Annotated in this window: 16 protein-coding genes; 3 read left to right on the top strand and 13 right to left on the bottom strand. The window is 60.1% G+C overall.

All coding sequences use genetic code 11. The features are described from left to right. Positions 1-102 precede the first annotated feature (102 nt). Positions 103-933, bottom strand: a complete 831-nt coding sequence (locus ASE80_RS22725; protein WP_056860897.1) for an amino acid ABC transporter permease — start codon at positions 931-933, stop codon at positions 103-105. Continuing rightward, positions 930-1751, bottom strand: coding sequence for an ABC transporter substrate-binding protein (locus tag ASE80_RS22720; RefSeq protein WP_056860896.1), 822 nt, complete (start codon positions 1749-1751; stop codon positions 930-932). The genes ASE80_RS22725 and ASE80_RS22720 overlap by 4 nt, the downstream gene beginning before the upstream one ends. Positions 1752-1864: 113 nt before the next feature. Between ASE80_RS22720 and ASE80_RS22715 the strand changes: the two genes are divergently transcribed. Further along, on the top strand, positions 1865-2764 hold the full coding sequence (locus tag ASE80_RS22715) for a homocysteine S-methyltransferase family protein (protein WP_056860895.1): 900 nt from the start codon (positions 1865-1867) through the stop codon (positions 2762-2764). A gap of 3 nt (positions 2765-2767) precedes the next feature. Here ASE80_RS22715 and ASE80_RS22710 read toward each other — a convergent pair whose 3' ends face one another. Genes ASE80_RS22710 through ASE80_RS22700 form a run of 3 tightly spaced genes read right to left on the bottom strand, consistent with a single transcriptional unit; the run spans position 2768 to position 4540 of the window. Continuing rightward, positions 2768-3448, bottom strand: a complete 681-nt coding sequence (locus ASE80_RS22710; RefSeq protein WP_056860894.1) for a GNAT family N-acetyltransferase — start codon at positions 3446-3448, stop codon at positions 2768-2770. Between the two features lie 10 nt (positions 3449-3458). After that, positions 3459-3905, bottom strand: coding sequence for a GNAT family N-acetyltransferase (locus tag ASE80_RS22705; protein ID WP_056860893.1), 447 nt, complete (start codon positions 3903-3905; stop codon positions 3459-3461). Continuing rightward, on the bottom strand, positions 3902-4540 hold the full coding sequence (locus tag ASE80_RS22700) for an FMN-binding negative transcriptional regulator (protein ID WP_056860892.1): 639 nt from the start codon (positions 4538-4540) through the stop codon (positions 3902-3904). The genes ASE80_RS22705 and ASE80_RS22700 overlap by 4 nt, the downstream gene beginning before the upstream one ends. 87 nt (positions 4541-4627) lie before the next feature. On the opposite strand from ASE80_RS22700, the gene pdxR reads away from it, so the two are divergent. Next, the gene (gene pdxR, locus ASE80_RS22695) at positions 4628-6166 is read left to right on the top strand and encodes a MocR-like pyridoxine biosynthesis transcription factor PdxR (protein WP_056860891.1); all 1539 of its coding nucleotides are present in this window, start codon (positions 4628-4630) and stop codon (positions 6164-6166) included. Here pdxR and ASE80_RS22690 read toward each other — a convergent pair. The 8 genes from ASE80_RS22690 to aspA form a co-directional block, all read right to left on the bottom strand. Next, positions 6120-10787, bottom strand: coding sequence for a dermonecrotic toxin domain-containing protein (locus ASE80_RS22690; protein WP_056860890.1), 4668 nt, complete (start codon positions 10785-10787; stop codon positions 6120-6122). The two genes, pdxR and ASE80_RS22690, sit on opposite strands and share 47 nt — an antisense overlap. 179 nt (positions 10788-10966) lie before the next feature. Next, the gene (locus ASE80_RS22685; protein ID WP_056860889.1) at positions 10967-15565 is read right to left on the bottom strand and encodes a dermonecrotic toxin domain-containing protein; all 4599 of its coding nucleotides are present in this window, start codon (positions 15563-15565) and stop codon (positions 10967-10969) included. Between the two features lie 128 nt (positions 15566-15693). Next, complete coding sequence (locus ASE80_RS22680; protein ID WP_056860888.1) at positions 15694-16785, bottom strand: polyamine ABC transporter substrate-binding protein; 1092 nt, start codon at positions 16783-16785, stop codon at positions 15694-15696. Beyond that, the gene (locus ASE80_RS22675) at positions 16782-17816 is read right to left on the bottom strand and encodes a histone deacetylase family protein (protein WP_056860887.1); all 1035 of its coding nucleotides are present in this window, start codon (positions 17814-17816) and stop codon (positions 16782-16784) included. The genes ASE80_RS22680 and ASE80_RS22675 overlap by 4 nt, the downstream gene beginning before the upstream one ends. Positions 17817-17948: 132 nt before the next feature. After that, complete coding sequence (locus tag ASE80_RS22670; protein ID WP_056860886.1) at positions 17949-18935, bottom strand: AraC family transcriptional regulator; 987 nt, start codon at positions 18933-18935, stop codon at positions 17949-17951. 51 nt (positions 18936-18986) lie between these two features. Next, positions 18987-19964: an asparaginase gene (locus tag ASE80_RS22665; protein WP_056860885.1), complete on the bottom strand. Its 978-nt coding sequence runs from the start codon at positions 19962-19964 to the stop codon at positions 18987-18989. A 76-nt stretch (positions 19965-20040) separates the two neighbouring features. Continuing rightward, positions 20041-21486 carry an alanine/glycine:cation symporter family protein gene (locus ASE80_RS22660; protein WP_056860884.1) on the bottom strand — a complete coding sequence of 482 codons (1446 nt, stop codon included), beginning with the start codon at positions 21484-21486 and terminating at the stop codon, positions 20041-20043. 394 nt (positions 21487-21880) lie between these two features. Next, the gene (gene aspA / locus ASE80_RS22655; RefSeq protein WP_017135792.1) at positions 21881-23305 is read right to left on the bottom strand and encodes an aspartate ammonia-lyase; all 1425 of its coding nucleotides are present in this window, start codon (positions 23303-23305) and stop codon (positions 21881-21883) included. Positions 23306-23487: 182 nt separating this feature from the next. Between aspA and ASE80_RS22650 the strand changes: the two genes are divergently transcribed. Next, positions 23488-24396 carry a LysR substrate-binding domain-containing protein gene (locus ASE80_RS22650; protein ID WP_017135793.1) on the top strand — a complete coding sequence of 303 codons (909 nt, stop codon included), beginning with the start codon at positions 23488-23490 and terminating at the stop codon, positions 24394-24396. Positions 24397-24564 lie beyond the last annotated feature (168 nt).

Below are 24564 nucleotides of genomic sequence, written 5' to 3'. Positions count from 1 at the left end.
TGCGGCGCGATTAAAAACGCAGGTGCCGTTGGCCCGTCAGCGCAGGGTTGCGGCGGCTGTTGCCTTGAGCGTCACTGTCACGCCTGGCGTGTTGAAGCTGCTTCACCCCCGCCGCACATAGCCTTTGCCGTAGTGACGCTCCAGGCGCGCCTGGATCAGTTCCAGCCCGAGGGACATCACCCAGTAAATGATCGCGGCGGTCGTGAGCATTTCGATGTATCGATAGCTTGATCGCCCGTAAGACTGCGCCAGGAACATCACTTCCCACACGCCCATTACCGAGATCAGGGACGAGTCCTTGAGCATGGAAATGAACTGGTTGGTGGCGGGCGGCACGATGGTGCGCATGGCCTGGGGCAGGGTGACGTGCCAGAAGATCGCGCTGTCACGCATGCCCAGGGCCAGGGCGGCTTCCCGTTGGCCGTGGGGAACGCCAAGGATGCCGGCGCGGAAGATTTCGCTCAGGTAGGCGCCGTAATTCAGTGAGAGCGCGATGATCCCGGCGACGATGGCGCCTGGCACCAGGCCCAGTTGGGGCAGGCCCAGATAAATCAGCAGGATCTGGATCAACAGCGGCGTGCCGCGAAAGAACGACGCGTAAAAACTCGCAATGCCAAAGGCCACGGCGCTTTTCGACAGGCGCCCCAGCGCGGTGATAAAACCCAGCACCGACGAGGCGACTATCGAGCAAAGGCACAGAAACAGCGTCAGCGCTGCGCCTTGCAAAAACCCGTTGGGCGCCAGGTGCACGCCGACCAGGTTGGGCAGCTTGTCGAGGATGATCGAGAACTTCAGGTCAAAGCTCAGGAAGAAGCTGGCGAACAGGCAAAACAGCGCTGCCCACGTCAGGTACAACCGCGTACGAAAGCCAAAGAGTTGCTGTAGCCGCGATGCGTTCACCGGCGGCTTGGGTGGTGTCGGGAAGGCGGTCATTTGCTGATATCGGCGCCGATCCATTTTTGCGACAGCTTGCTTAAGGTGCCGTCCTGTTTCAACTGCGCGAACACTTCACGCACCTTGGCGTCCCACTGCGGGTCACCTTTCTCGATGGCCACCGAATTGGGCTCGGCATACAGCGATTCACCGGCGAGCTTGAAGCGCTTGTCCTGATTCAGGCGCGGTTGGGCCGTGACCAGGTTGGTGAGGATCGCATCCAGGCGCACACCGGCGCCCAGGCCCAGGTCCTGGAAGGCGACGTTATCGGTGTCGTACGGGGCGATCTGCACATCCTCGAACGGGTACTGAAGTTGCGTATCTTCGGCGCCTTCGATTACCAGGTTCTTGTTCAGGTAGCTCTCGTAGCTGGACGCGCTGGTGAGGCCGACTTTCTTGCCGCTGAGGTCTTTGGCGCCGTGGATGCGCTCATCCTTGGCATTTACAACGATCACCGCAGGCGAGGCGTAGTACTCCACCGGGAAATCAAACACCTCGGCGCGTGCCTTGCTCGGGGTCATGGAGCAGATGCAAATATCGTAGCGCCCGCCCCAGCGACCGGCGGCAATCACATCCCAGGACGGCGTTTCCAGACGCAGCTTCACGCCTAATTTCTGCGCCACGGCCTTGGCCACGTCAACGTCAAACCCATCGAGTTGGTTTTGCTCGTTGAGAAACGAGAACGGCGGGTAGCTTTCCATCAGCACGCCCACCAGTTCTTTCTTTTGCTCAACCCGGTCTAGGGTTGCACCGCCAAAGGCTTGGGTAGAGGCAGCCAGCATCGTCAGGCCCAGGGCCAACAGCGGTTTAAGTTTCACAATCGACACCTGAATAAGAAAAGGGTTGTTATTAACCAGACGGTACGCATTAAATAGTTATAAGAACGACTCTCATAGTGAGTTATTTTCATAAGCATATGAGTAAAAAGCATATGGGCGCAGCAAACGCAGTAATTCTCGATGGTGGCATGGGCCGTGAACTGCAACGCCGGGGCGCGCCGTTTCGGCAGCCGGAGTGGTCGGCATTGGCGTTGAGCGAAGCGCCGCAAGCCGTTGAGGCGGTGCACACGGCTTATATCCAGAGCGGTGCCAACGTGATCACCACCAACAGCTACGCGGTTGTGCCATTTCATATTGGCGAAGCGCGGTTTGCTGCCGAAGGCCAGGCCCTTGCGGCGTTGGCGGGTGAATTGGCCCGACGTGCGGTACAGGCTTCAGGCCAGACGGTGCGTGTGGCAGGCTCATTGCCGCCGCTGTTCGGCTCCTACCGGCCCGACTTGTTCGAGGCCGGCCGAGTCAGCGAACTGCTGACGCCACTGGTGAATGGCCTGGCGCCCCATGTCGACTTATGGTTGGCGGAAACCCAGAGTTCAATCGTTGAGGCACGGGCAATCCACGCCGGCTTGCCGCAGGACGGAAAACCGTTCTGGCTGTCGTTTACCTTGAAGGATGAAGACACCGATGAGGTGCCACGCCTGCGTTCTGGCGAACCAGTGGCAGACGCAGCTGAAGCGGCCGCGCAACTGGGTGTGGCGGTGCTGCTGTTCAATTGCAGCCAGCCGGAGGTGATTGGCGCAGCCATTGATACCGCGCGCCAAACGTTTGAGCGCCTGGGGGTGAGCATTCAGATCGGCGCGTACGCTAACGCCTTCCCGCCGCAACCCAAGGAGGCCACCGCGAACGATGGCCTCGACCCGCTGCGTGACGATCTCGACCCGCCCGGCTACTTGCACTGGGCCGCCGACTGGCAGGCACGCGGTGCCAGCCATTTGGGCGGTTGCTGCGGGATTGGGCCGGAGCACATTGCCGTGCTCGCCCAGAAGCTGGTCTAAGGCTTAAATCGCCTGGCGGCGACACTCCGCCAGGCCTTTGAGCTGACCAGAACCGGCCTGGTTCGCTTCGGACAGCCACTCTTCAAAGCCTGCGCCCACGGTGGGCCATTCCGAATCCAGAATCGAATACCACGCGGTATCGCGGTTCTGCCCCTTCACCACCATATGCTGGCGGAACACCCCTTCAAAGCTGAAGCCCAGGCGTTCGGCCGCGTATTTTGAGCGGGCGTTGCCGTTGTTGCACTTCCATTCCAGACGACGGTAGCCCTGCTCGAACGCGTATTTGGCCAGCAAGTACACAGCCTCGGTGCTTTTCGGCGAGCGTTGCATTGGTGCGCCGAAGGTGACGTGGCCGATTTCGATGCGGCCCTGGGCCGGCACGATGGACATCAGGCTGAGGATGCCTTGCACATCGCCGCTGGCGCGGTCGATCACGCTGAAGAAATACGGGTCGCTGTTGGCGGCATGGTTGTTGAGCCAGGCATCGAACGCGGCGCGCTCGGGGAAGGGGCCGTAAGGCAAATAGTCCCAGAGTTTCGGGTCGGCGCCCGGGCCTTCGAGGGCGCGGAACAGGCCGTCGGCATGCCGCGCCGGGTCGAGTTTTTCCAGGCGGATAAAACGCCCTTCCAGCAGGTGAGCCGTGGGCGCCGGGACGCCTTTCCAGTCGGCGGGTGAGATAGGCATGCTGCGCTCCTTAAAGACCTTTGCGAAATTGAATAAAACCTGGGCGTTCGGCGATGCGTTCGTACAGCGCAATCGCGGTGGCGTTGGTCTCGTGGGTCAACCAGTGCACCTTGGCACAGTTATCGGCCTTGGCGGTGGCGTAGACGAATTCGATCAATTTGCGGCCCACGCCGGTGCCGCGTTGGGCCGGGTCCACCAGCAGGTCCTGCAGGTAGCAGGAATTCTCGATACTCCAGTTGGAGCGATGGTAGATAAAGTTGACCATGCCCACCGCCTTGCCTTCCTGCCAGGCGAGCGCTGAATGGGTCGGCTCGTTGGCATCGATCAGGCGTTGCCAGGTGCTTTGGCTGACGGCGTCCGGCAGTTCGGTTTCGTAGAACTTCAAGTACGCCTGCCACAGCGGCAGCCACGCGGCGTGGTCGGCGGCAGTCACCTGGCGGATGTCGATCTGACTCATTCTGAAACTCCTTGGGGAATAAAGCGCGCGAGGGTCTGGTCGCGCACATCCATGCTGGCAGCCAGGCCTTCGCGCACGCCGGCAATATCGGCTGGGCTGCGGTTCTGGCTGAGTTTGCGCTTGCCGATCAGGCGCTCGACGGGCAGGGCGAAGCCGACAATGGCCTTGAGCATGCCGTCAATGTAGTCGGCCGGTGCGTCGCTGACTTTCCATGGCTGGGCGCGGTTGCCTTCGTGGCGATCGGTGAGGGCGGTGACCACCGCGAGCAGCCGCTCGGCGTCGGTAAATACCTCAGCCTTGCCGTAGGCATGCACGGCGATGTAATTCCAGGTGGGCACCACTTTGCCGTGCTCGGCCTTGGCCGGGTAAAACGCCGGGCTGATATAAGCGTCGGCACCGGCAAAGATCACCAGTGCTTCGCTGCCATTTTGCAGGTCACGCCATTGTGGATTGGCCTTGGCCAAATGCCCGTACAGCGTGCCATTCGGGCCTTCATCGGGGTTAAGCAGCAGCGGCAAATGGCTGGCCTGCAGGCCTTGCTCACCAAAGGTCACCAACTGCGCCAGGCGGGTGTGCTGGATCAGTTGCTGCAGTTCAGGCAAATCATCGAGGGCAAAGGCAAGTGGTGTGTACATGGAAATTTTCCTTGGCGAATGCCTGCATCCTAGGCAGGCTAATGGTTCGTTGTAAGAGCCATCTGGCACCAATTTCATAGGTCCAATATGTCGCCCATCACGCCGCCGCTGTCGTTCAACCCCGCAGGTATCGAACTGGATCGTCGCCAGGGGCTTACTCGACAACTCTACGAAGCTCTGCGCCAGCGGGTGCTGGACGGGCGGCTGGTGAGCGGCACGCGCTTACCCGCCACGCGGGATCTGGCGGCGGCCCTGTCGATCTCGCGCAACAGCGTAGTGCGCGCCTACGATCAGCTGTACGCAGAAGGGTTTATCGAAAGCCGGGTGGGTGACGGCACCTATGTGGCCCAACTGCCCACGGCAAAAAAACTATCCACAAAAGTATCCACAGGGTTTTCAACAGGGTTATCCCCAGCCTTATCCACAAAATGGGCGGATTTGCCGGAAGATCTGGACAATGAAGTTATCCACAGGGCGGGCCTGGCACGGGTAAAAAACAACCACCTGGCTCACCCTCCGGCTGGACCGCCTCGGGCATTTCGAGTGGGTGTGCCGGCCTTCGACCTGTTCCCGTTTGATATATGGGCCAAGCTGAATGGGGCGTTCTGGCGCAAGCCGAACCTGGAACTGCTGTGCTATGGCGACCCGGCCGGTGACGATCGTTTGCGCGGTCTGATCGCCGCCTATTTGCGCAGTTCCCGTGGCATGCAATGCACAGCTGAACAAATTGTGATCACCAGTGGCGCGCAGCAAGCGATTAGCCTTTGTGCACAGTTGCTGGTCGAGCCTGGGGACGGCGTGGCGGTGGAAAACCCTGGTTATCGAGCTGCCGGCCATGCGTTCGCCCTGGCCGGCGCGCGACTGCATGGCGTACCGGTAGACAGCGAGGGCATGGATAGCCAGGTGCTTAACACCCTGGATGACTGCCGTGTGGCCTATGTCACGCCGTCCCACCAATACCCCTTGGGCGTGGTGATGAGCCTGGCGCGGCGCCTGGAGCTGCTGGCCTGGGCCGAGCGTAGCGGCGGTTGGATCATCGAGGACGACTACGACGGCGAGTACCGTTACAGCGGCGCGCCCCTGTCGCCGTTGGCGGCGCTGGATCGCAGTGGGCGCGTGTTGTATGTCGGCACCTTCGGCAAGGTGGCGTTCCCGGCGTTGCGCCTGGGTTACCTGGTGTTGCCACCGGCGCTGGTGCAAGCCTTCACCCGCCGCCGTGCGGTGGATATGCGCCATTCCGAAGTCAGTACCCAGGCGGTGATGGCCGAATTCATGGCGGCCGGGCATTTCCAGCGGCACATCCGCCGCATGCGCCGCGCGGCCTTGAGCCGGCGCAACGCCTTGCTGGCCGGCTGGCCCGACGGCCTGCCCGGCGTGGGGGCCTTGCCCAGCGTTGCGGCGGGGTTGCACCTCACGGTGCGGGTGGACAGCCTGACCCGTGAGCAGGCGTTGCTCGCCCAGGCCCACGCAGCAAATGTCGAGATCAATGGCTTGAGCAGCTACTGGCTGGCAGACAGCGGCCCACCACCGGACCAGCGTGCCGGCCTGGTGATGGGCTTTGCCGCCGTGCCCGAGGCGGCTATCGCACAGGCGCTGGCACGCTTGCGCCAGGCATGGCAGCCGTAGGGGTGAAGAACAGCGACTTGGCCAGTTGATCGCTAATCGAGCTGCGATGAATTTCGATCTCCTCCCAGTCGTTACGCCCCGTGCGCTGGCGGGAACCACCGAGCCGTCGTTGTTCGCGGGTTTTGAGATGAGCCTTATCGAATACCTCCAGGGCGGCGTTTTTCTTTGAGTAGTGAAAGTGCGCGTACCACAGCACGGCATTGGTCTCTTTATCGCGTACTTCGTACTCGTCCAGATAGCCCTTTGGCGGCCCTTTGACGACGCTGCGAGTTGAGGTTTTTTGGATCCTTATCAGCCCTTGGCTATGCAACCACTCCACCCGCGCCGCAGTGGGCGGTTGCTGTTTGATCATGTCGATGTAGGTTTTTCTACCCAGGCGATAAAGCCGCTGTGCTTCGTCGTTGAGGTTGCGTTTGGTCGATGCGGCTGAGCCATGATCACTTTCGGTGAGATTGCGCCGGGTCAGCGCTTGCTCGATATCGTTTGATGCATCCTCCAGTTTTTTCGCATAGGCCTCGAACATATCTTGGATATCCTGGGGCGTGTGCCAGGGTTTACTCGAGAAGCCCTGATACTTGCGGGTTTCAGCTGGCGCGCTATCCAACAGCGTTTGCCCGGTGTTAATGCTGGTATCCAGGTCTACCGTGGCTGGCACTGGCGGTGGTGGGGTGACCTTTTGCCGCTTGACCCAGACGCCTGGGGTTTTTTCATGAAACGTAGCGAGCACTTTGCCCGTCACCGACGCTTTGACATCGAACAGCGTACTGTCGGACTCACGGGGTTGAGCTATTAAAACGCCGTCGTAGCGTGTCTTGATGACTTTGCGTTGTGGCGCGCGCGGCGCCTTTGAGCTGCCGGGTTTGGGTTCCAGGGCTTTTTTCTCGCGTAGCAGTTGCGCCAGGTCGTGAATGGCGATCTGGCTGAATTCGCCAATCTGCTGGCGAAAACTCTGAAGGCGGGGTTTCAGCAGAAACTGCGGGTGTTCGGCGTGCAGGTCCAGCAGACGTTCATCTGCACTGGAAAATTGCTCAACCAGGCTGTTGAGCACGTCAATGCGCTCATCCAGCGACGTGTCGTTACCCCTTTCCATAATTTCAGTGAAACTCTCGACGTTAAGTTCGGCTGTATCGACGCACTGGTCCATCTGCTCTCGCAGCGCGGCGGGGATCTGGCTTTGCTCTTCATCGATACACAAGTAGCGACCCAAGCCGATCTCCAGAGATTTGAGCTCAGTGAGGGTGAGCGTTGGCAACTCGCTCATGGTTTTGTGAATGACCGCCGCGCCTTCCTTTCCCAGCGCTTTGAGGTCGCTGAAGCGGTCATTGATGAACTCCAGACGTTTGATGATTGCCAGGTTCAAGGTGGACAGGTTTTGCGCGCTTTTCGCTTGGTTTTTATAGTCAATATCTACCTCGGCATTGAGGGTTGTGGACGACGATTTCAAGGCCTGCTCATAGCCCACCAATTGTTGTTCAATGGCTACTTGAGTCAGTTGTATTTGCTGCTTCAGGTATTCACTCATGTTGCTCTGATAGGTGGGCACGGCCTCGATGTTGCTCAAGGACTTCAACTGGCTGATCGCCTCGTCGTACGCCTTCAGCCGGTTGTCGACTTTACCTATGAACGCTGTACGCCGCAGGTCAGTGGAAGGGCCAGGGGCGGCGTCCAGTGCAGGCTCTGACTCAAGCACGTCCAGCTGTTGTCTGGCGGCGACTGCATCAAAGGCGTTGAGCTGGCTCATGAGTGCCGCAATGCGCTCAGGCTGATTGACCTTGACCGCACGCTGACGGTTTCGAAGGCCGCCGCCGCGCAGTCGCAAACGGATGTCAACGAACCACTGGCCCGCCAGATTGCCGATCAGCGGCGGGCCCGTACGCAACGGTGCCTTCGAGTCGATGATGATGACACTGTCATTTTCATCCACTCTCACCTCGAACCAATGCGCGCCAACCGGTGCATACCACTTGTCTGCAAGGGGGTACAGATTCAAGTGGCGCCCGGGCGTTTTGTTTTGCTCGCCAAGCTTATCGGGTTTGGCGATTTTGAAACTGTCGAGTGTCTTGGCCAGGCCCAAGCGGCTATGGCTCAGGGCCCCCAGGATGTGTACGGCGCCTTGATGCTTGACGGGTAGTTGGCTGTCGGGAATATTTGCTTGTTGCACAGCCGTATATTTTTTCTCGGTGAAGGGTGGTTTGCCGGCGGTTTCGATCGTTGTTGACTCGGATTCAGTTTCGATTTTCGGCGCCTCGAACTGTTCCAGCGGGCGAGGGTGGCGTAGGGCGATGTGCAGGGTCAGCGCCATGCCCAAGTTGAGGAATACATCCACTAACGCTGTCCACGAGGCGTGTTGATCCCCTTTGTTCACAGCTTCCTCGGTGGCTTGCAGGTCGTCCATGATTTGCCAGATCCAGGCCGCAATGCCTACGGTGCGGCCCATGAACGGCAGGGCCGCGTTGAATATTTGCCAGCCGGTGTGTCGAAACGTAGCCCAGCGTTTCTGTACATTGGACACCGACTGACGGTCCGCCAATTCGACCATGGCGCTGGCATTGGCTTTGAACAGCGTTGCCAGGGCGTCATTGCCCACTTCTTCATCGGCCAGGGTCACGGGGCCGCTCATGTAAAGCAGGGTGAGGGGCTCGACCAGGGCTCGCACCACCGTCCACGGCGAGGGCAAGGTGTCGGGAAACACGTATTGGGCGTAATTGAAGCTCTGCGCTTGCGGCAGCCAGGCCAGCACCGATTCGCGCAAGGGGCGCTCATGTTTGATGGCGTACAGCAGGTTTTGCCGTGACGGGTATTGCATCAGTACCGGTTCCAGCAACGGGCGATAAAGCAGGCACGGACCGGCGTTGGCGTCCCTTGGACCGATCACGAACATATTGGCGACCACGTCGCGCTCATTGCCGGGCCGCAAGGTGGGTAAGAAGGCCAGGGCGCGGATAACAATGGGCTGCCCGTCTACGTGACGGTCGTGCTCATCGGTGTGCATCACGGCGGCAACGTAGCGGTAGCCGCGCTCATCAATTGCACCTTGTTTGCGAATTTTCATTTGCAGGGCCAGCAACGGCAGTTGCAGGCGTAGATGGCTGATGTAGAGCTGTTGCCGGAGACTGGATTGCTCAGCGTCATCGAGCAGTTTCTGTTTTATCAGCGCGGGGTAGTGTTCGCCGATATCAATGTCTTCGATCAAGTCTTTCAAATAGCTGAAGGTCAGCCAGCTGGGGACACCATTGTCATTGCCGTTGTAGCGCACCGTGGTGTTGCCGGTGGGCAGGCCGGTGAGGTTGTCCAACGTCAGATCGATCAGGCCGCGACGGGTGATGTCCACGCTGCCCGGTACGACGAACGTGCCCCATACCACCGGGCTTTCGATCACTACCTCAATTTTGTCCAGATTCAGGCGTGCACCGTCTTTATGCGACTGGATGCGGCTTTGCAGTTGCGTGCGGGCATAGTCGCGAATGGGGGCAATGCCGTCCTGGAATGTTTCGCCGTGATAATGGGTATGCAGTTGGGCCAGGTCGATCATGTAGCGGCTATAGGCGGCGGTGTCCGAGTCTGACGCCGAAGCCAGCCAGTCGGGCAGTTGATGATGAACCTCTCGGATACTCGAGAGTTGGTGATCGCTCAACTCTTCGATGCTGGGCACAATGCGGGCGACGGTGGCCGGGCTTGCCTGCTCCTCTGCCGGCTCCTCGACAAGGGCCTGGCTGTAACTGCCGATGGCGCGGATTTGTAGTTCGATCAGAGTACAGGCCAGAGTGTCGAAAAAGTTGCCTTCGGGTTCATACAGGCGCCATTGCAACGTGGTATCGCGCTTTGGCGCACTCAACCGGGCGGGCAGCGAGGCGCCGAATGCTTCAAGTGACTCAAAGGTTTCGTAACCGTTTACCAGCGAGTGCGTCAGGATCAGTGGGAGCTTGTCATGCTCGCCAACCAACACGGCGATGTCCATGAAACTGACGTGGGTGGACTCGCCGTCCCGGAGTAGATCGACATCAACCAGGTAGGTGTGACACTTGTAGCGATCATTCAGTGAGCGCCTGTCCCGGTCGGGCTCCTGGAACACTCCACGGGCCATGGCCGCTTGGTGCTCATCAAGGCCTTGCTCTTCGGTGACATTCCACACTTTCCTCAGCGAACTGGAAAACGCCTGCCAGCGTGGTCCGCTGCTACCGTTGGAGGCGTTCCAGAAGTTAAGTTGCTGTTCCTGAGAAGCGGTGAACAGCAAGTCGGATAACTCGTTGATCAAGCGTGCGATGGCATCGATCTTCACCGCAAGGTGCACAGGCGCCGCAGCGTTCGGCTGCAGCGTGAGGAAATGCTCGCCATCGATGTAAGTTACCCGCTCGCTGGACAGCGCTTGATGAGCCAGCACTGAGGTCAGGGATTGGGTAACGGCTGGCGCCGGTTCGACGGCGTCGCCCACGATATGCCAGCGAGGGCTGACCACCATGGCCAGGTCGGGGTCGATATTGACGGTGGGGTAGAGTTCTTTGAGTGCCGAGCGCAACGTGGTGGCGGCGACCTCGTGGGTGGTGGGCCCGGTGGTTAACTGGGTGAGCAGTTCATAGGCGCTGGGGGGGCGATGATTGTTGTTAAGTAGATCGTTGGGCATGGGTTGCTCCTCTGCAATCGCTGGCCCGGACGGGCGTTGAGGATGTGCAAGGTAGCGATGGCCGTTGCCGGGAGGACGGTAGATAAATAGCGACGGCTGCGCTAAATCAGCTCAGAGGAGCTTGTCCGCAAAGGCCCCATGCACAAGGTGGGAACATGAGTCCTTCACGGGCACTGAGGTTACTTCACCTTGAAAAACAAGCGTTGGGCCTGGTCCCGGTTGATTTCGCTGAGGTAGAACGCGGTTTTTTGCTGTTCGTTGAGGCCATCAAGACTGTCGGCATCTACTCCTCGGGCTTGCTCTTGAGGGGTTTTCAAGCGGCCCCGGAGAAAGGCCCTGGCGGGCACCCATTCGGTCGAATAATGGAAGTGTGCATACCACAGCACCGTTTTATCACTGCGGTTACTCAGGGTGTACTCATCCAGGTAGACCTTGGCAGGCCCTTTGAGTCGGCGACGTTTGACGGTTTTCGTGATCACGATCTCGTTGTTTTGCTTAAGCCATTCCACGCCACTGATTGTGGGGGGGCGTTGTTTGATCATTTGCAGTTTTTGGCGCGCAGCCTCTTGATAGAGTGCCTGTGCCGCGTCGCTCAGCTGTTTGTCGACCAGAACCGCCGAGCCCTGGCTGCTCTCGGTGGCGTTGCTTTGGGTGAGGGCCTGCTCAATGTTTGCAGAGGCCTGTTCCAGTTTCAACGCGTGCTGGTGGTACAGCCATTCGATGCCAGTGGCGCTGCGCTCAGGTTTGATGGCCTGTTGGCCAGTGCGTTGCTTGAAGGCTCCCAGCCCGTCCAGCAGTTCCTTTGCCTGGCTGATACTGGTGGCGACGTCCAGCGTAGTGGTGGTAGTGGTGGTCTCGATGGGATTGACGTGCTGCACCCACACACCTGGCGTTTTTTCGTGGAAGGTCGCCATGATCTGCTGGTTGAGAGGAGAGATGACATCCACCATGCTGGTTTCATCGCCGGTCTCTGTCAGTCGTGGTACTCCCACCAATACCCCGTTATAGCGCGTGTGAATGATTTTTTTCTTTGCTCTTGGCGGTGTTGACGGCGGTGTCGGTCGGCTTCTGAGCGTGTCCCGATCCGCGTGCAGCAGTTCCAGGTTACCCAGGGTTTCGCGGTAGAAATCGCGGATTTTTTCGCGCAAGGTCGTGATACGTGCAGGCAGCGCTGCGTCAGGAAACTCGTCTGGAAAATCCTGCAGGCGTTCGTCGATGATCTTGAACTGTTCGATCAGGCTGCCGAGGGTTTCGATGCGTTCATCCAAGCGCGCCTGGCTACGCTCCACCGAGGTTTCATGCAAGGCTTGAATCGACAGGTTGGCGTTGTCGACGATGGTGTCAATGGCACTCCAGGCTGAGGAGGCTGTGGCGATGCTGTGGTCGTCCAGGCATAAATTGCGCGCCATCGACACTTGCAAGGCCCTGAGGTCACGGGCGGTGTAGCTCGGCAATTTTGTTCTGAATTTGCGAATTTGCTCGAATCCCAACTCACCCAGCGCTTTGAGTTGAGTGAGCCGCGTTTGGGTGTAATTCAGGCGCTGGATCATGTCCTGGCTTAATTCGGTCATGATGCGGGCATCGTCGATATGACGTTCCTCGGGATGGCTGATTTGGTGCTCGATCTGATCCAGCACGGTTTTGAGTTGAGGTGTGAAGGCGACTTGCGCTTCGGTGATACCGGTTCGGGTCAGCTCCAATTGGGCGCTCACGTAACGGATCGCGTGTTGCTGATAGTCAGTGCTCGGGGAGAACACGTTCAATATCTTGAGCTGTTGCAGTGCCTTTTCGTAGTCGCCGCTCTGGCTCTCGAGTTTTTGCAGGTAGGTTTGGCGGCTGACCTCGGGGGACGCGCTGTCCGACATCGCCAGGCGGGCCTGTTGCAACTCAAGTTGCGCAGTGGGTTTGTTTTGCTCAAATAGCCTCAAGCGTCTTTTGGCTTCTAGCGCGTTGATCTCAGCCTTGGATTTTGACTGCTCCCGCAGGTGCTTGGAGCCGGCACCGCGCAGGCGCAGACGAGCGTCGATAAACCATTGGCCCTGAGCGTTATGAATCAACGCCGGCCCTGTTCGACCGGGTTGCTTCGGGTCGATGATGACCACTGCTTCATCTTCACCGGCACTGACCTCAAACCAGCGTTCCCCTACGGGGGCGTAGTATTTTTGTGCCTGATGAAAGAGATGCCGGTACTGGTTTTCTGAGGTTTCAGCCTCGCCGAGGCCTTGCGGTTTGCTGACTTTGAAGCTGTCGAGCACGGTGGCGAGTTCGCCGGGCATGCGCTTGATTGCGCCGCTGGTGTGTAAATGCGGCAAATGTGTAGCCGGCAACTCCTTGGTCAGTGTCGCCTCTTGTTTGATCGTGACATGTTTTGCGCGGATTGCCTCGGCCAGCTTTGGCGTGGTCTTGCGTGGGTAGCCGGTACGGTGGCCGCGGCTGGCGGCGTGCAAAGTGATCGCCATGCCGAGGTTCAACAGGACATCGGTGAGTGCCGACCACTCGGCCTGTTTCTCATCGTGTTCATGCGCTTGGACAAAGGTTTGCAGTTGATCGACCACCTGCCAGATCCAGGCCCCTGTGCCGATGGTGCGTCCGAGAAACGGCAGTACACCATTGAAGATTACCCAGCCGGCGTGTTTGAAAGTTGCCCAACGGCTTTCGGCATTGGACACCGATTGGCGGTCGGCCAGCTCTACCAGCGCCTGGGCATTGGCTTTGAACAGTGTGGTGAATCGATCACCGTTGAGTTCCTGAGTGCCCAGGCTCATTGGCCCGCTCATGGTCCATAGCTTGTCGGGCTCCACCAGGAAATCGGCAACCGCCCAAGGCGAAGGCAGCGAGCCGGGAAATACATAGTTGCTGTAGTCGCTGCGGACCGCGTCCGGCAGCCAGGCCAGGACCGACTCGCACAAGCTGCTCGATTGCGCGATCGTATAGATGAGGTTGGCCGGCGATGGGAACTGCATCAGGGCCGGTGTGAACAGCGGCCGGTACAACAGGCATGGGCCGGCCACCGGGTCTTCGGGGCCGATCACGTACATGTTGGCGACCGTGTCCGTAGAGGCATCTGTGCGTCTTATGGGTACAAAGGCCAAGGGCCTGAGCACTATGGTCTGCCCGTCGACTTTGCGGTCAGCGGCCTGTTCTTGCATCACCGCCGCCACATAACGGTAGCCACGCTCGTCAATGTTGCCTTCCTGGCGAATCTTGGCCTGCAGGGCCTGCATTGGCAGTTGGATACGCAGGTGTTGGCTGTATAGCGTATTACGGCGTGCCGATTCCTGAGTATCGTCCAGCAGCTTTTCCTTGATCAGCGCGGGATAGGTGCGGCCAATATCGACAGCGGTGGCCAGCGTTTCAAAATAAGTGGTGGTCATCCACTCAGGCAAGTTGAAACCATTGGTGGTCTTGACGATTTTGGTGCCGACCGGCACCGCAATCAGGTTTTGCAGAGCCAGTTCAACCAGGCTGAAGGTAGTGGTCTCGACCTGGCCCGGAACTACGAAAGTACCCCATACGACCGGCTTCTTTACTTGTAGGAAAATCTTCTCCAAGGGCAGGTTGGTGCTATCTGGGTGGTCCTTGATCACCTTTTCCTTGATGACCTTCAACGCGTAGGCCTCGATAGTCGGAATGTCGTCCAGGAAAGAGCGGCCGGTATTCTGGTTATGCAGCGCGGCAAGGTCTTTGAGGTGCCGAGCATAAAAATTCGAGTCGCTGGGTGAGGCGTTTGTCAGCCAATCGGGCATCTGGTTGCGGTACCACGCCAGGTCCGGGCTGCTTTGCGCAGGCGGCGGGGCAGCAGCAGGTGGCGTGCCCAGGGCGACATCGACGTTGTTGGCTTTGTGCAGTTCGGAGAAGTCGATTTCAGCGATGGTATCGACTTGCAGTGACACCAATGCACAAGCCTGGTGATCAAAGAAATCGCCGTCCGGTTCAAACAGGCGCCATTGGATTTGTTGGTCCGTGGCAGCGTCCGACAGGTGCGCGGGCAAGGACTTGCCCAGGTGCTCCAGCGAGGGAAACTTTTCATAACCCTTGAGCAGCGAATGCGTGAGGACCGTGGTTTTCCCTTCATGTTCGCCGATCAATACCGCGATGATCACATCATTAAGGTGCTTGACCTGCCCTTCATCATCGACTCGGTCGATATCGACCAGGCAGGCCCTGAGCTTGTAGAGGTCGTTGTCCTTTCTATCGGCTTTGTCGGGGTGAGTGAACAGGGCGCGGGCCATGGCACACTCAGTCGCACTCCAGTCATCGGCGGTCTCGACATTCCACACCGCACGCAACAGGTTCGACAACGCATGCCAATGCGGACCGCTGCCGGTAGTTTGGTTCCAATGCGTGATCATTTGTTGCTGGTAGGCCCGCAGCATCGAGGGCGCCAGGAAGTTAATGGTCTTGGCGATTTCAGTGACACGCACGGGCAGGTGTACCGCAGGCTCCACGATCGGTTGACGGGTAAGAAAGTGCTCGCCTTCGATGCACAAGAGTGGCACTGCCAGCACCGCTTGTTTGGCGAGGACGTCACTGAGGGCCTGGTACTCAGTGGGGCCGGCTCTGACTTGGTCGTCCTCCAGTTGCCAAGTCGACGTCGCGAGCATGACGGTGTCCGGGTCGATATCCAGTGTCGGGTAATGTTCCTGCAACGCCTCACGCAACAGGAGGGTCGCTGTCTCTCTGAATGAAGGGACGATATAGAGTTGGGTGAGCAGCGCTATCCGTTTATCCGGGCGATGGGTGTTCAAGGGCGTAGTATTTAAAGCGGGGGCGTTCATGGTGAGGCATCCCTGTCTGGCCGTTAGATGGAACTAGCCCGAGGTAAAGGCTAGGGCTTTCCATGCTAGGGCGCGGCCAGGCAGAGAGGCGGTGCTTACATAGGCCTGTTTTCGAATCCAGGCGTCGGTCAGGTGCCGGATTTGATCTTGGTCCAGGCCCGTGTTCTGGCCCGCTCGGCTTTGCTGTCCAGGGGCTTGAGGGTATAGAGCGTAGCCATCGCCGCCTCGGTCGGGTACAGGTTGGGGTTGTGGCGAATGGCCGGGTCGACCAGCTCGGTGGCGTCCTTGTTCGGGTTGGGATAGCCGACAAAATCGCTGACCGGCGCAATCACATTGGGTTGCAGCAGGTAGTTGATAAAGGTGTAGGCGTCGTCCGGGTTTTTTGCGCCTTTGGGGATGGCGAGCATGTCGAACCAGATCGGCGCGCCTTCCTTGGGCAGGCGCATGTCCACCGTCACGCCATTCTTGGCTTCTTTGGCGCGGTTGGCGGCCTGGGAAAAGCTGCCGGAATAGCCCACGGCCACGCAGATATCACCGTTGGCGATGTCGGCCATGTATTTGGAGGAGTGAAAGTAGGTGATGTACGGGCGGATCTTCATCAGCAGCGCTTCGGCTTTGTCATAGTCCTTGGGGTTGCTGCTGTTGGGGTCCAGGCCCAGGTGCTGCAAGGCCAGTGGCAGGATTTCTGATGGCGAATCCAGCAGCGCGACTCCGCATTGCTTGAGCTTGCTGATGTTCTCTTCCTTGAAGATCAGATCCCAACTGTCCACCGGCGCATTGTCACCCAACGCCGCCTTGACCTTGGCCGGGTTGAAGCCAATGAGGATGGTGCCGTACATGTAGGGCACCGCGAACTTGTTGCCCGGATCGTTAGCCTCAATCAACTTCATCAGCTTGGGATCGAGGTGGTTCCAGTTCGGCAGCTTGCTGCGGTCCAGCGGCTGGAACACGCCGGCTTCGATCTGCTTGGCCAGGAACACGTTGGACGGCACCACCACGTCATAGCCGGAATTGCCGGTGAGCAGCTTGGCTTCCAGCGCTTCGTTGGTGTCGAAGATGTCGTAGACCAATTTGATAGCGGGGTTCTGCGCCTTGAAGTCTTCCAGGGCTTTGGGCGTGATGTAGTCGAACCAGTTGTAGACCTTGAGGGTTTTCTCTTCGGCGTGAGCTGCGCCGCTGAGGACGGCGGCACAGAGGACGAGCGACTTGAGCCTGTTCATTGGGCTGCTCCTTCAAAACCTTCGAGGACGTTGACGGCGTTGATGCCGATTTCTTCCACCGCGTAGCCGCCTTCCATCACAAACAGCGTGGGCTTGCCCAACCGGGCAATGCGCGCGCCCATGGCCAGGTAGTCCGGGCTGTCGAGCTTGAACTGCGAGATAGGGTCGTCCTTGAACGTGTCCACGCCCAGGGACACGACGATGATGTCGGCGCCATAGCGTTGGATCTCGATGCAGGCTTCTTCCAGTGCGGCACTCCAGGCTGCCCAGCCGGAACCGGCCGGCAGTGGGTAGTTGAAGTTGAAGCCTGCGCCGTCACCTTCGCCCAGCTCGTCGGCATAGCCCAGGAAAAACGGAAACTCCGCTTCCGGGTGGCCATGAATCGAGGTGAACAACACGTCGCTGCGGGCGTAAAAAATCGACTGGGTGCCGTTGCCGTGGTGGTAATCCACATCCAGGATCGCGACGCGTTTGTGGCCTTGGTCGAGGAAGGCCTGGGCGGCAATGGCGGCGTTGTTGAGGTAGCAATAGCCGCCCATCAAGTCGCCAGCGGCGTGGTGCCCAGGTGGGCGGCACAGGGCGAAGGCACTGTGGGCGCCGTTCTGGATGGCCTGTTGCGCCGTGAGGGCGACTTGCGCCGCGCTGTAGGCCGCTTGCCAGGTGCCGGCGGTAATCGGCGCGCCGCCGTCGAAGCTGTAATAGCCGAGCTGGCCATGCAGGCTTGTGGGGATCACCCGGCGCAGCGTGCGCGCGGGCCAGGTGTAGGGCAGCAAGTCGCCGTCCTGGCCGAATTCGGTCCAGCGCTGCCAGGCGCCCTGGAAGAAGTCGAGGTAGTCGTGGCTGTGGATACGCTGCAGCGGCGCCAGGCCGAAATCCTGTGGTGCGTGCACCGGGCCCAGTTCGCGGTCTTTGACCCGTTGCAACACGTGGTCGGCGCGCGAGGGCATTTCAAAGCAGGGCATCAGTTGCCCGTCCATCAATTCACAACGGCCATGGTGCAGGTGGTGATCGTCCGAGTAGATCGTCAGCATTTGTTGTTCTCCGCAGGCTGTATCGGTGGATCCAGTCTTGCGGCGGGCGTGCTTTAAGAGAACGGCAGGAGCGGCCAAAAGGGGATAATTATGGCCAAATTGTCTGTCCTTAATTCGCCCCTCAATGAAGCATCATGCGCGAAATTGGCTCGGTGCCACGCCACTCCAACGCACAAAGGCATGCCTGAAACTTGCGGTTTCGCTGAAGCCCAGTGCCTCGGCAATCCGGTAGATCGGCCACTGGTCCTCAGCCAGCAGTTGCTTGGCGCGTTCGAAGCGCAACTCGTCCAGCAGCTCCTGGTAGCTGCAGCCCAGGTCATGCAGATGCCTGCGCAGGGTGCGCGCTGAACAGTTCATCTGCTCGGCCAAACCCTCAAGGCCGGGCGCGGCGTTGAGCTGTGCGGTGAGCAGTTGGCGAATCCTGCCGAGCCAGGCCTGGCGCCCGGTGAACTCCAGGTTTTGTTTGCGGCAACGCTCGGCCATGGCCTGGTGGGTGATGGCGTCGGCCAGGGGCAGAGGCTGGTCCAGCCAGTGTTTGTCGAAGGCAAAGGCATTGGCGGTGGCCTGAAATTGCAGCGTGCAGGGGAAACGTTCGGCGTAGCGCGTGCGGTAGTCGGGGGCGTCATGTTCAAAGCGCGCAGCCAGTAAGGGCAGAGGCTGGCCGAGCAGGTCGTCGCAGATCACTTTCAATGACGCCAGGCACAGCTCGACGTTGAACATTTCCAGGCTGGGGTTTTCCCGATAGTCGCCGGCGGTGAACCAGATGCGCTCACCGTCCTCTTCAAGGCTCAGCTCGAACAGTGTTCCCAGCAGCGCCGGATAGCGCAGGGCCAAGCGTAATGCGTCACCAAAGGTGGCACTGGTGAGCAGGGCGTAACCGAGCATGCCGTAGGCCGACACGTGCATTTGTGCGCCCAGTTCCAGGCCGACCTCGCGGCGCAGGGCCACGGCATTGGCGCACACGCGCATTTCCTGATTGGTGGTGATGCGCGTGTCGGCTCGGGTCAAGTCCGCCGCACAGATGCCGCTGCCGGCCAGCAGTGCCTCATGGGGCAAACCTTTGAAGGTGTTGAGCACCAGCGAAACAGCATTGAGGGTGGTGAGGTGGGAGTGCAGCATTGGGAACTTCCAGCCAGGGGATGGCTGGAAGTGGAGCAAGTTACATGCCGGTCAGCTCAGTTCGCCGCACAGGTCCAGTTCCACCAGACGGCGCACTTCGCCGGTCTCAAGCCCGGCACCGAGCAGGGCGTTGAGCTTGCCGAACGCCGCTTCGCGGGTCATGCCGCCACCGGACAGCACGCCCACGCCACGCAAGCGGCTGCCGGCTTCGTATACGTCCAGCTCCACGCCGCCTTCATGGCATTGGGTGATTGCCACGACGGTTACGTCCAGCGCCTGCGCTCGTTTGAGGCTGGCGAGGAACGCAGGGTTATCGCTCGGCCCGGTGCCGCTGCCGAAGCATTCCAGCACCAGCGCCTGGATGCCGCTGTCGATCAACGCATCCAGTTGAGCGGCGGCGATGCCCGGCACCAGCGGCAACACGCCGACATTGGCCAAGGCTTTGGGCTGGCGGTAATGCAGGGCGGCCGGGATCATGTCGGCCTGGGCGACGCCGCCATTGCGCTGCAGGGCTGCAAACGGGTGGCGGCCGAAGCTGCGGATTTTCGCGCAACGGGTCGGTGCCATCAGCGCGCCGTGGAAGTACAGCTGCACGCCCGGCGCCAGGCCTTCGCCCAAGGCCGTCAACGCGCCGCTGACGTTTTCCCAGGCATCGCTGTCGGGCACGCCGGCCGGCAACATGGAGCCGGTGAAGACTACCGGCGCCGGCAGGCCCAGCAGTTGAAAACTCATGGCTGCCGCGCTGTAGGCCAGGGTGTCGGTGCCGTGCAGGATCAGCACCGCATCGCAGCCTGCGTCCACGGCCTCAACCACGGCGCTGCGCAGATGCTGCCAATAGGTGGGCGTCATATTCGCGCTGTCGATCAGTGGCGACATCTCTTGAAAGCGCCAGGCCGGTACCGCGGCATCGACAAGTTGTTCGCGCATGCGCGCCTCAAAACCCGACGCCGGTGCCAGGCCGTTGGCGCTGGCTTGCATGCCAATGGTGCCGCCGGTGTAGAGCACCATCACGTTGTTAGCTGGTTGCATGAAAAATCTCCTGAACGAAAAACGCCGCCGGGCCCAGAGCATGCCCAAGGCCGGGCGGCGTGTCATCTAGCGGTGATTAACGTTGCGCTTGAGCGCTCAGTTCAGCCGAGGCGACTGCTTCCGGCTTTGCCGGGTTGGCCGGCCAGGCCTTGCGGTCCAGGTCCAGGTCGGGGAACTGGCTGGAGTCGAATACCGGCGTCTTGATGCCCGCAGCGCGCTGGTTGTCGTAGTCATTGAGGATGCGCATGGCAATCTTGAACAGGAACGCCAGGGCGAACAGGTTCACGAACGCGAGCAGGGTCATGGTGATGTCGGCGAAGGCGAACACGGTGCTCAGGTTCTCGATCGAACCCCAGAAAATCAGCACCAGCACCAGCGCACGGTAGCCCATCAGCACCTTGCGGTTGTTGCCCACCAGGAAGCGCAGGTTGCTCTCGCCCAGGTAGTAGTTGTACATGATCGAGGTGAACACGAACAACGCCAGGGCCACCGAGATGAACATGCGGCCCCAGTCACCGACTACCGCCGCCAGGGAGTTCTGGGTCAGGGCAATGCCGTCGCCTTCAAAGCCTGGGGTGTAGAAACCGGAGAGCAGGATCAGCAACGCGGTGCAGGTGCAGATCACGAACGTGTCGAGGAACACGCTGAACGCCTGGACCACGCCTTGGGCGATCGGGTGTTCTACCGAGGCCACCGCGGCCACGTTAGGCGCACTGCCCAGACCGGCTTCGTTGGCGAACACGCCGCGCTTCACGCCCATGATGATCGCGCTGCCCACCAGGCCACCGAAGGCTTGGTCGAGGCCGAACGCGCTCTTGACGATGGTCGCGAGCATGGCCGGTACGTGGTCGAATTGCAGCACGATCACGTACAGCGTCACAGCGATGTAGACCAGGGTCTTGACCGGCACCAGCAGGTCGGCAATCGAAGCGATGCGCTTGATCCCGCCGATGAACACCAGGCCCAGCAATACCGCCAGCGCCAGGCCGGTGTAGGTGGTGTCCAGGCCAAAGGCGTTGTTCAGCGAGTGAGTCACGGCGTGGGCTTGCAGGCCATTGAAGGCGAAACCGAAAGTCACCAGCAACAGGAACGCCATGACCATACCCAGCCAGCGCTTCTGCAAACCGTGCTGGATGTAATACGCCGGGCCGCCACGGTAAGTGCCTTCGGCATCGGTGCGCTTGTACAACTGGCCGAGGGAGCACTCGATAAAGCTCGAGGACATGCCCACCAGCGCGGTGACCCACATCCAGAACACGGCGCCCGGGCCACCCAGGGTCACGGCAATGCCGACGCCGGCGATGTTACCGGCACCCACGCGGCCGGCCAGGCTGAGCATCAGCGCCTGGAAGGAACTGAGCTGGCCGGAGCTGCTCTTCAGGCTGTCTTTGAACACCGAGAACATGTGGAAAAAGTGACGCAACTGTACGAAACGCGAGCGGATCGTGAAATAACCGCCGAGCCCGACAATGAGCACGATCAGTACTTTCCCTGAGAGGAAGTCGTTGATGACTTCGAGCATGGAGTGTTCCTCGCTGATTTTTCTAATGGCAAACGCAGGACGGTCCGATCCCTCACATAGCACCAGGCAGTGCGCGACGGTTCGACCCCAATCCTTTTGCGGGTGTTGTTATTCATGCGCTTTCGCGATGTCTGCGGGCCTCGTTACCGACGGCCGCAGACGCGAAGAGGGGCGGCACTATACCTAGGCGAGCGTGATCCGTCTGCACGGGGCGATTAAAGGTTTCAGCCAGGCGGTTGCAGGCAAGGAGGGTTTGCAGGGCGATATTGGATTTTTTATGGGCTTCATTTCACAACCTTGGGGCAAAAAAAAAGGGCCTGAAGAACGAGCCTTCAGGCCCTCAAAAGGTGAGAGGTGTCTAGTCCCTCAACCTGGTGAGCGGTGCATCAAACGCTTAGGCCTTCAGCGGGACCAAACGTGGGGCAATCATGTTTTCGGGGCGCAGGATGTCGTCGAGCATGGCGTCGTCGAGCAAGCCTTCTTCGCGCACCAGTTCCAGCACGCCGCGGCCGCTTTCGAGGGCGATACGCGCAATGCGGGTGGCGTTTTCATAGCCGATGTACGGGTTCAGCGCGGTGACCAGGCCGATGGAGTGTTCCACCAGCTCGCGGCAACGGGCTTCGTTGGCGGTGATGCCGACGATGCAGTGTTCGCGCAGCATGTCCATGGCGCGTTGCAGCAGGCGGATCGAGTCGAAGATCTTGAAAGCGATCAGCGGCTCCATCACGTTCAACTGCAGTTGGCCGCCTTCGGCTGCCATGGTCAGCGCCAGGTCGTTACCGATAACCTGGAACGCTACCTGGTTCACGGCTTCCGGGATCACCGGGTTAACCTTGCCTGGCATGATCGAGCTGCCTGGCTGGCGTGCCGGCAGGTTGATCTCGTTGATGCCGGTGCGTGGGCCGCTGGACAGCAGGCGCAGGTCGTTGCAGATCTTCGACAGCTTCACCGCAGTACGCTTGAGCATGCCGGAGAACAGCACGAAAGCGCCCATGTCGGAGGTGGCTTCGATCAGGTCGGCAGCCGGAACCAGCGGCTGGCCGCTGATCAGCGCCAGGCGTTGTACGGCCAGGGCCTGGTAACGTGGGTCGGCGTTGATGCCGGTGCCGATGGCGGTGCCGCCCAGGTTCACTTCGGTCAGCAGCTCTGGCGCCAGGGTTTTCAGGCGTGCCAGGTCTTCACCCAGGGTGGTGGCGAAGGCGCGGAATTCCTGGCCGAGGGTCATCGGCACAGCGTCTTGCAATTGGGTGCGACCCATTTTCAGCACGTGGCCGAACTCGACGCCTTTGGCGGCGAATGCCTGGATCAGGCTGTCGAGGCTGGCCAGCAGCGCGTCATGGCCAAGCAGCAGACCCAGGCGGATCGCGGTTGGGTAGGCGTCGTTGGTCGACTGCGCCATGTTCACGTCGTTGTTAGGGTGCAGGTATTGGTACTCGCCCTTGTTGTGGCCCATGGCCTCCAACGCGATGTTGGCGATGACTTCGTTGGCATTCATGTTGGTTGAAGTGCCAGCGCCGCCTTGAATCATGTCCACCACGAACTCTTCGTGGAAATCGCCGCGGATCAGACGGGCACAAGCTTCGCTGATGGCCGCGTGCTTGGCTTCGCTGAGCTGGCCCAACTCGCGGTTGGCGTCAGCGGCTGCTTGCTTGACCATTGCCAGGCCGACCACCAATTTCGGGTAATGCGAAATCGGAACGCCCGAGAGGCGGAAGTTGTTCACCGCTCGCAGGGTCTGGATGCCGTAATACGCTTGAGCCGGTACTTCGAGTACGCCAAGCAGGTCTTTTTCGGTACGGAAAGATGCAGCGGAGGACATGACGGAAATCATCTCGATATGGACCCGGAACTGGCCGGAACGCTGCGAATGCTAGGCTTGTAGAAGTTTTTGGGCCAATGCTGTTAAGCACTGGCCTATGCACAAACGGCATAATGTAGGTGTGACCCGGTTATCATGGCGGGCGTGTGTGCCAAAATGGTGCATACCCGTGGGAGGAAGTGATGAACCTTGAGAGCAAATGGCTGGAAGACTTCAGTGCCCTGGCGGCGACCCGCAGCTTTTCCCAGGCGGCGGAACGGCGCTTTGTGACCCAGCCTGCGTTCAGCCGACGCATCCGCAGCCTTGAAGCTGCGTTGGGCCTGACGTTGGTCAACCGTTCGCGCACGCCGGTGGAGCTCACGGCAGCCGGGCAGTTGTTCCTGGTCACCGCGCGCACGGTGGTCGAGCAGCTCGGTGAAGTGCTGCGCCATTTGCATCATCTCGAAGGCGGTCAGGGCGAAGTCATGCAAGTGGCCGCCGCCCACTCCCTGGCATTGGGTTTCTTCCCGCGCTGGATCGCGCAACTGCGCAATGAGGGCTTGAACATCGCCACCCGGCTGGTCGCCACCAACGTTGGCGATGCGGTGCACGCCCTGCGCGAAGGCGGCTGCGACTTGATGCTGGCGTTCTACGACCCGGATGCGGCCATGCAGATGGACGCGGAAATCTTCCCGTCACTGCACCTGGGCAACACCGAGATGCTCCCGGTGTGCGCCGCCGACGCCGACGGCAAACCACTGTTCGACCTCGAAGGTGAGGGCAGTGTGCCGTTGCTGGCCTACAGTGCCGGCGCCTTTCTCGGTCGCTCGGTTAATTTGCTGCTGCGCCAGCGGGCCCTGCGTTTCACCACCATTTACGAAACTGCCATGGCAGACAGTCTCAAGAGCATGGCCCTTGAAGGCTTGGGTATCGCCTGGGTGCCGCAGTTGAGCGTGCGTGCCGAACTGGCGCGAGGCGAACTGGTGGTGTGCGGCGGCCCGCAATGGCACGTGCCGCTGGAGATTCGTCTGTATCGCTGCGCGTTGGTGCGCAAGGCGAACGTGCGGCTGCTGTGGCGCAAGCTGGAAGGCGGGGCTGCACAAAACACTTGAGCGCAATGCAGATCAACTGTGGGAGCTGGCTTGCCTGCGATGCAGGCACCTCGGTACATCAGCCGTAGTGAGGTGATGCTATCGCAGGCAAGCCAGCTCCCACATTGACCCCGTTTCCATGGGAAATTTACGTTGGTTTCGCTGACTTGAAAGTCAATAAAACCGCCA

Origin of the sequence: Pseudomonas sp. Leaf15 (genome assembly GCF_001421425.1) — a bacterium.
Classification (GTDB): domain Bacteria; phylum Pseudomonadota; class Gammaproteobacteria; order Pseudomonadales; family Pseudomonadaceae; genus Aquipseudomonas; species Aquipseudomonas salomonii.
Note: the sequence above shows the minus strand (reverse complement) of the source record. Positions and strands in the feature narration are given on the sequence as shown.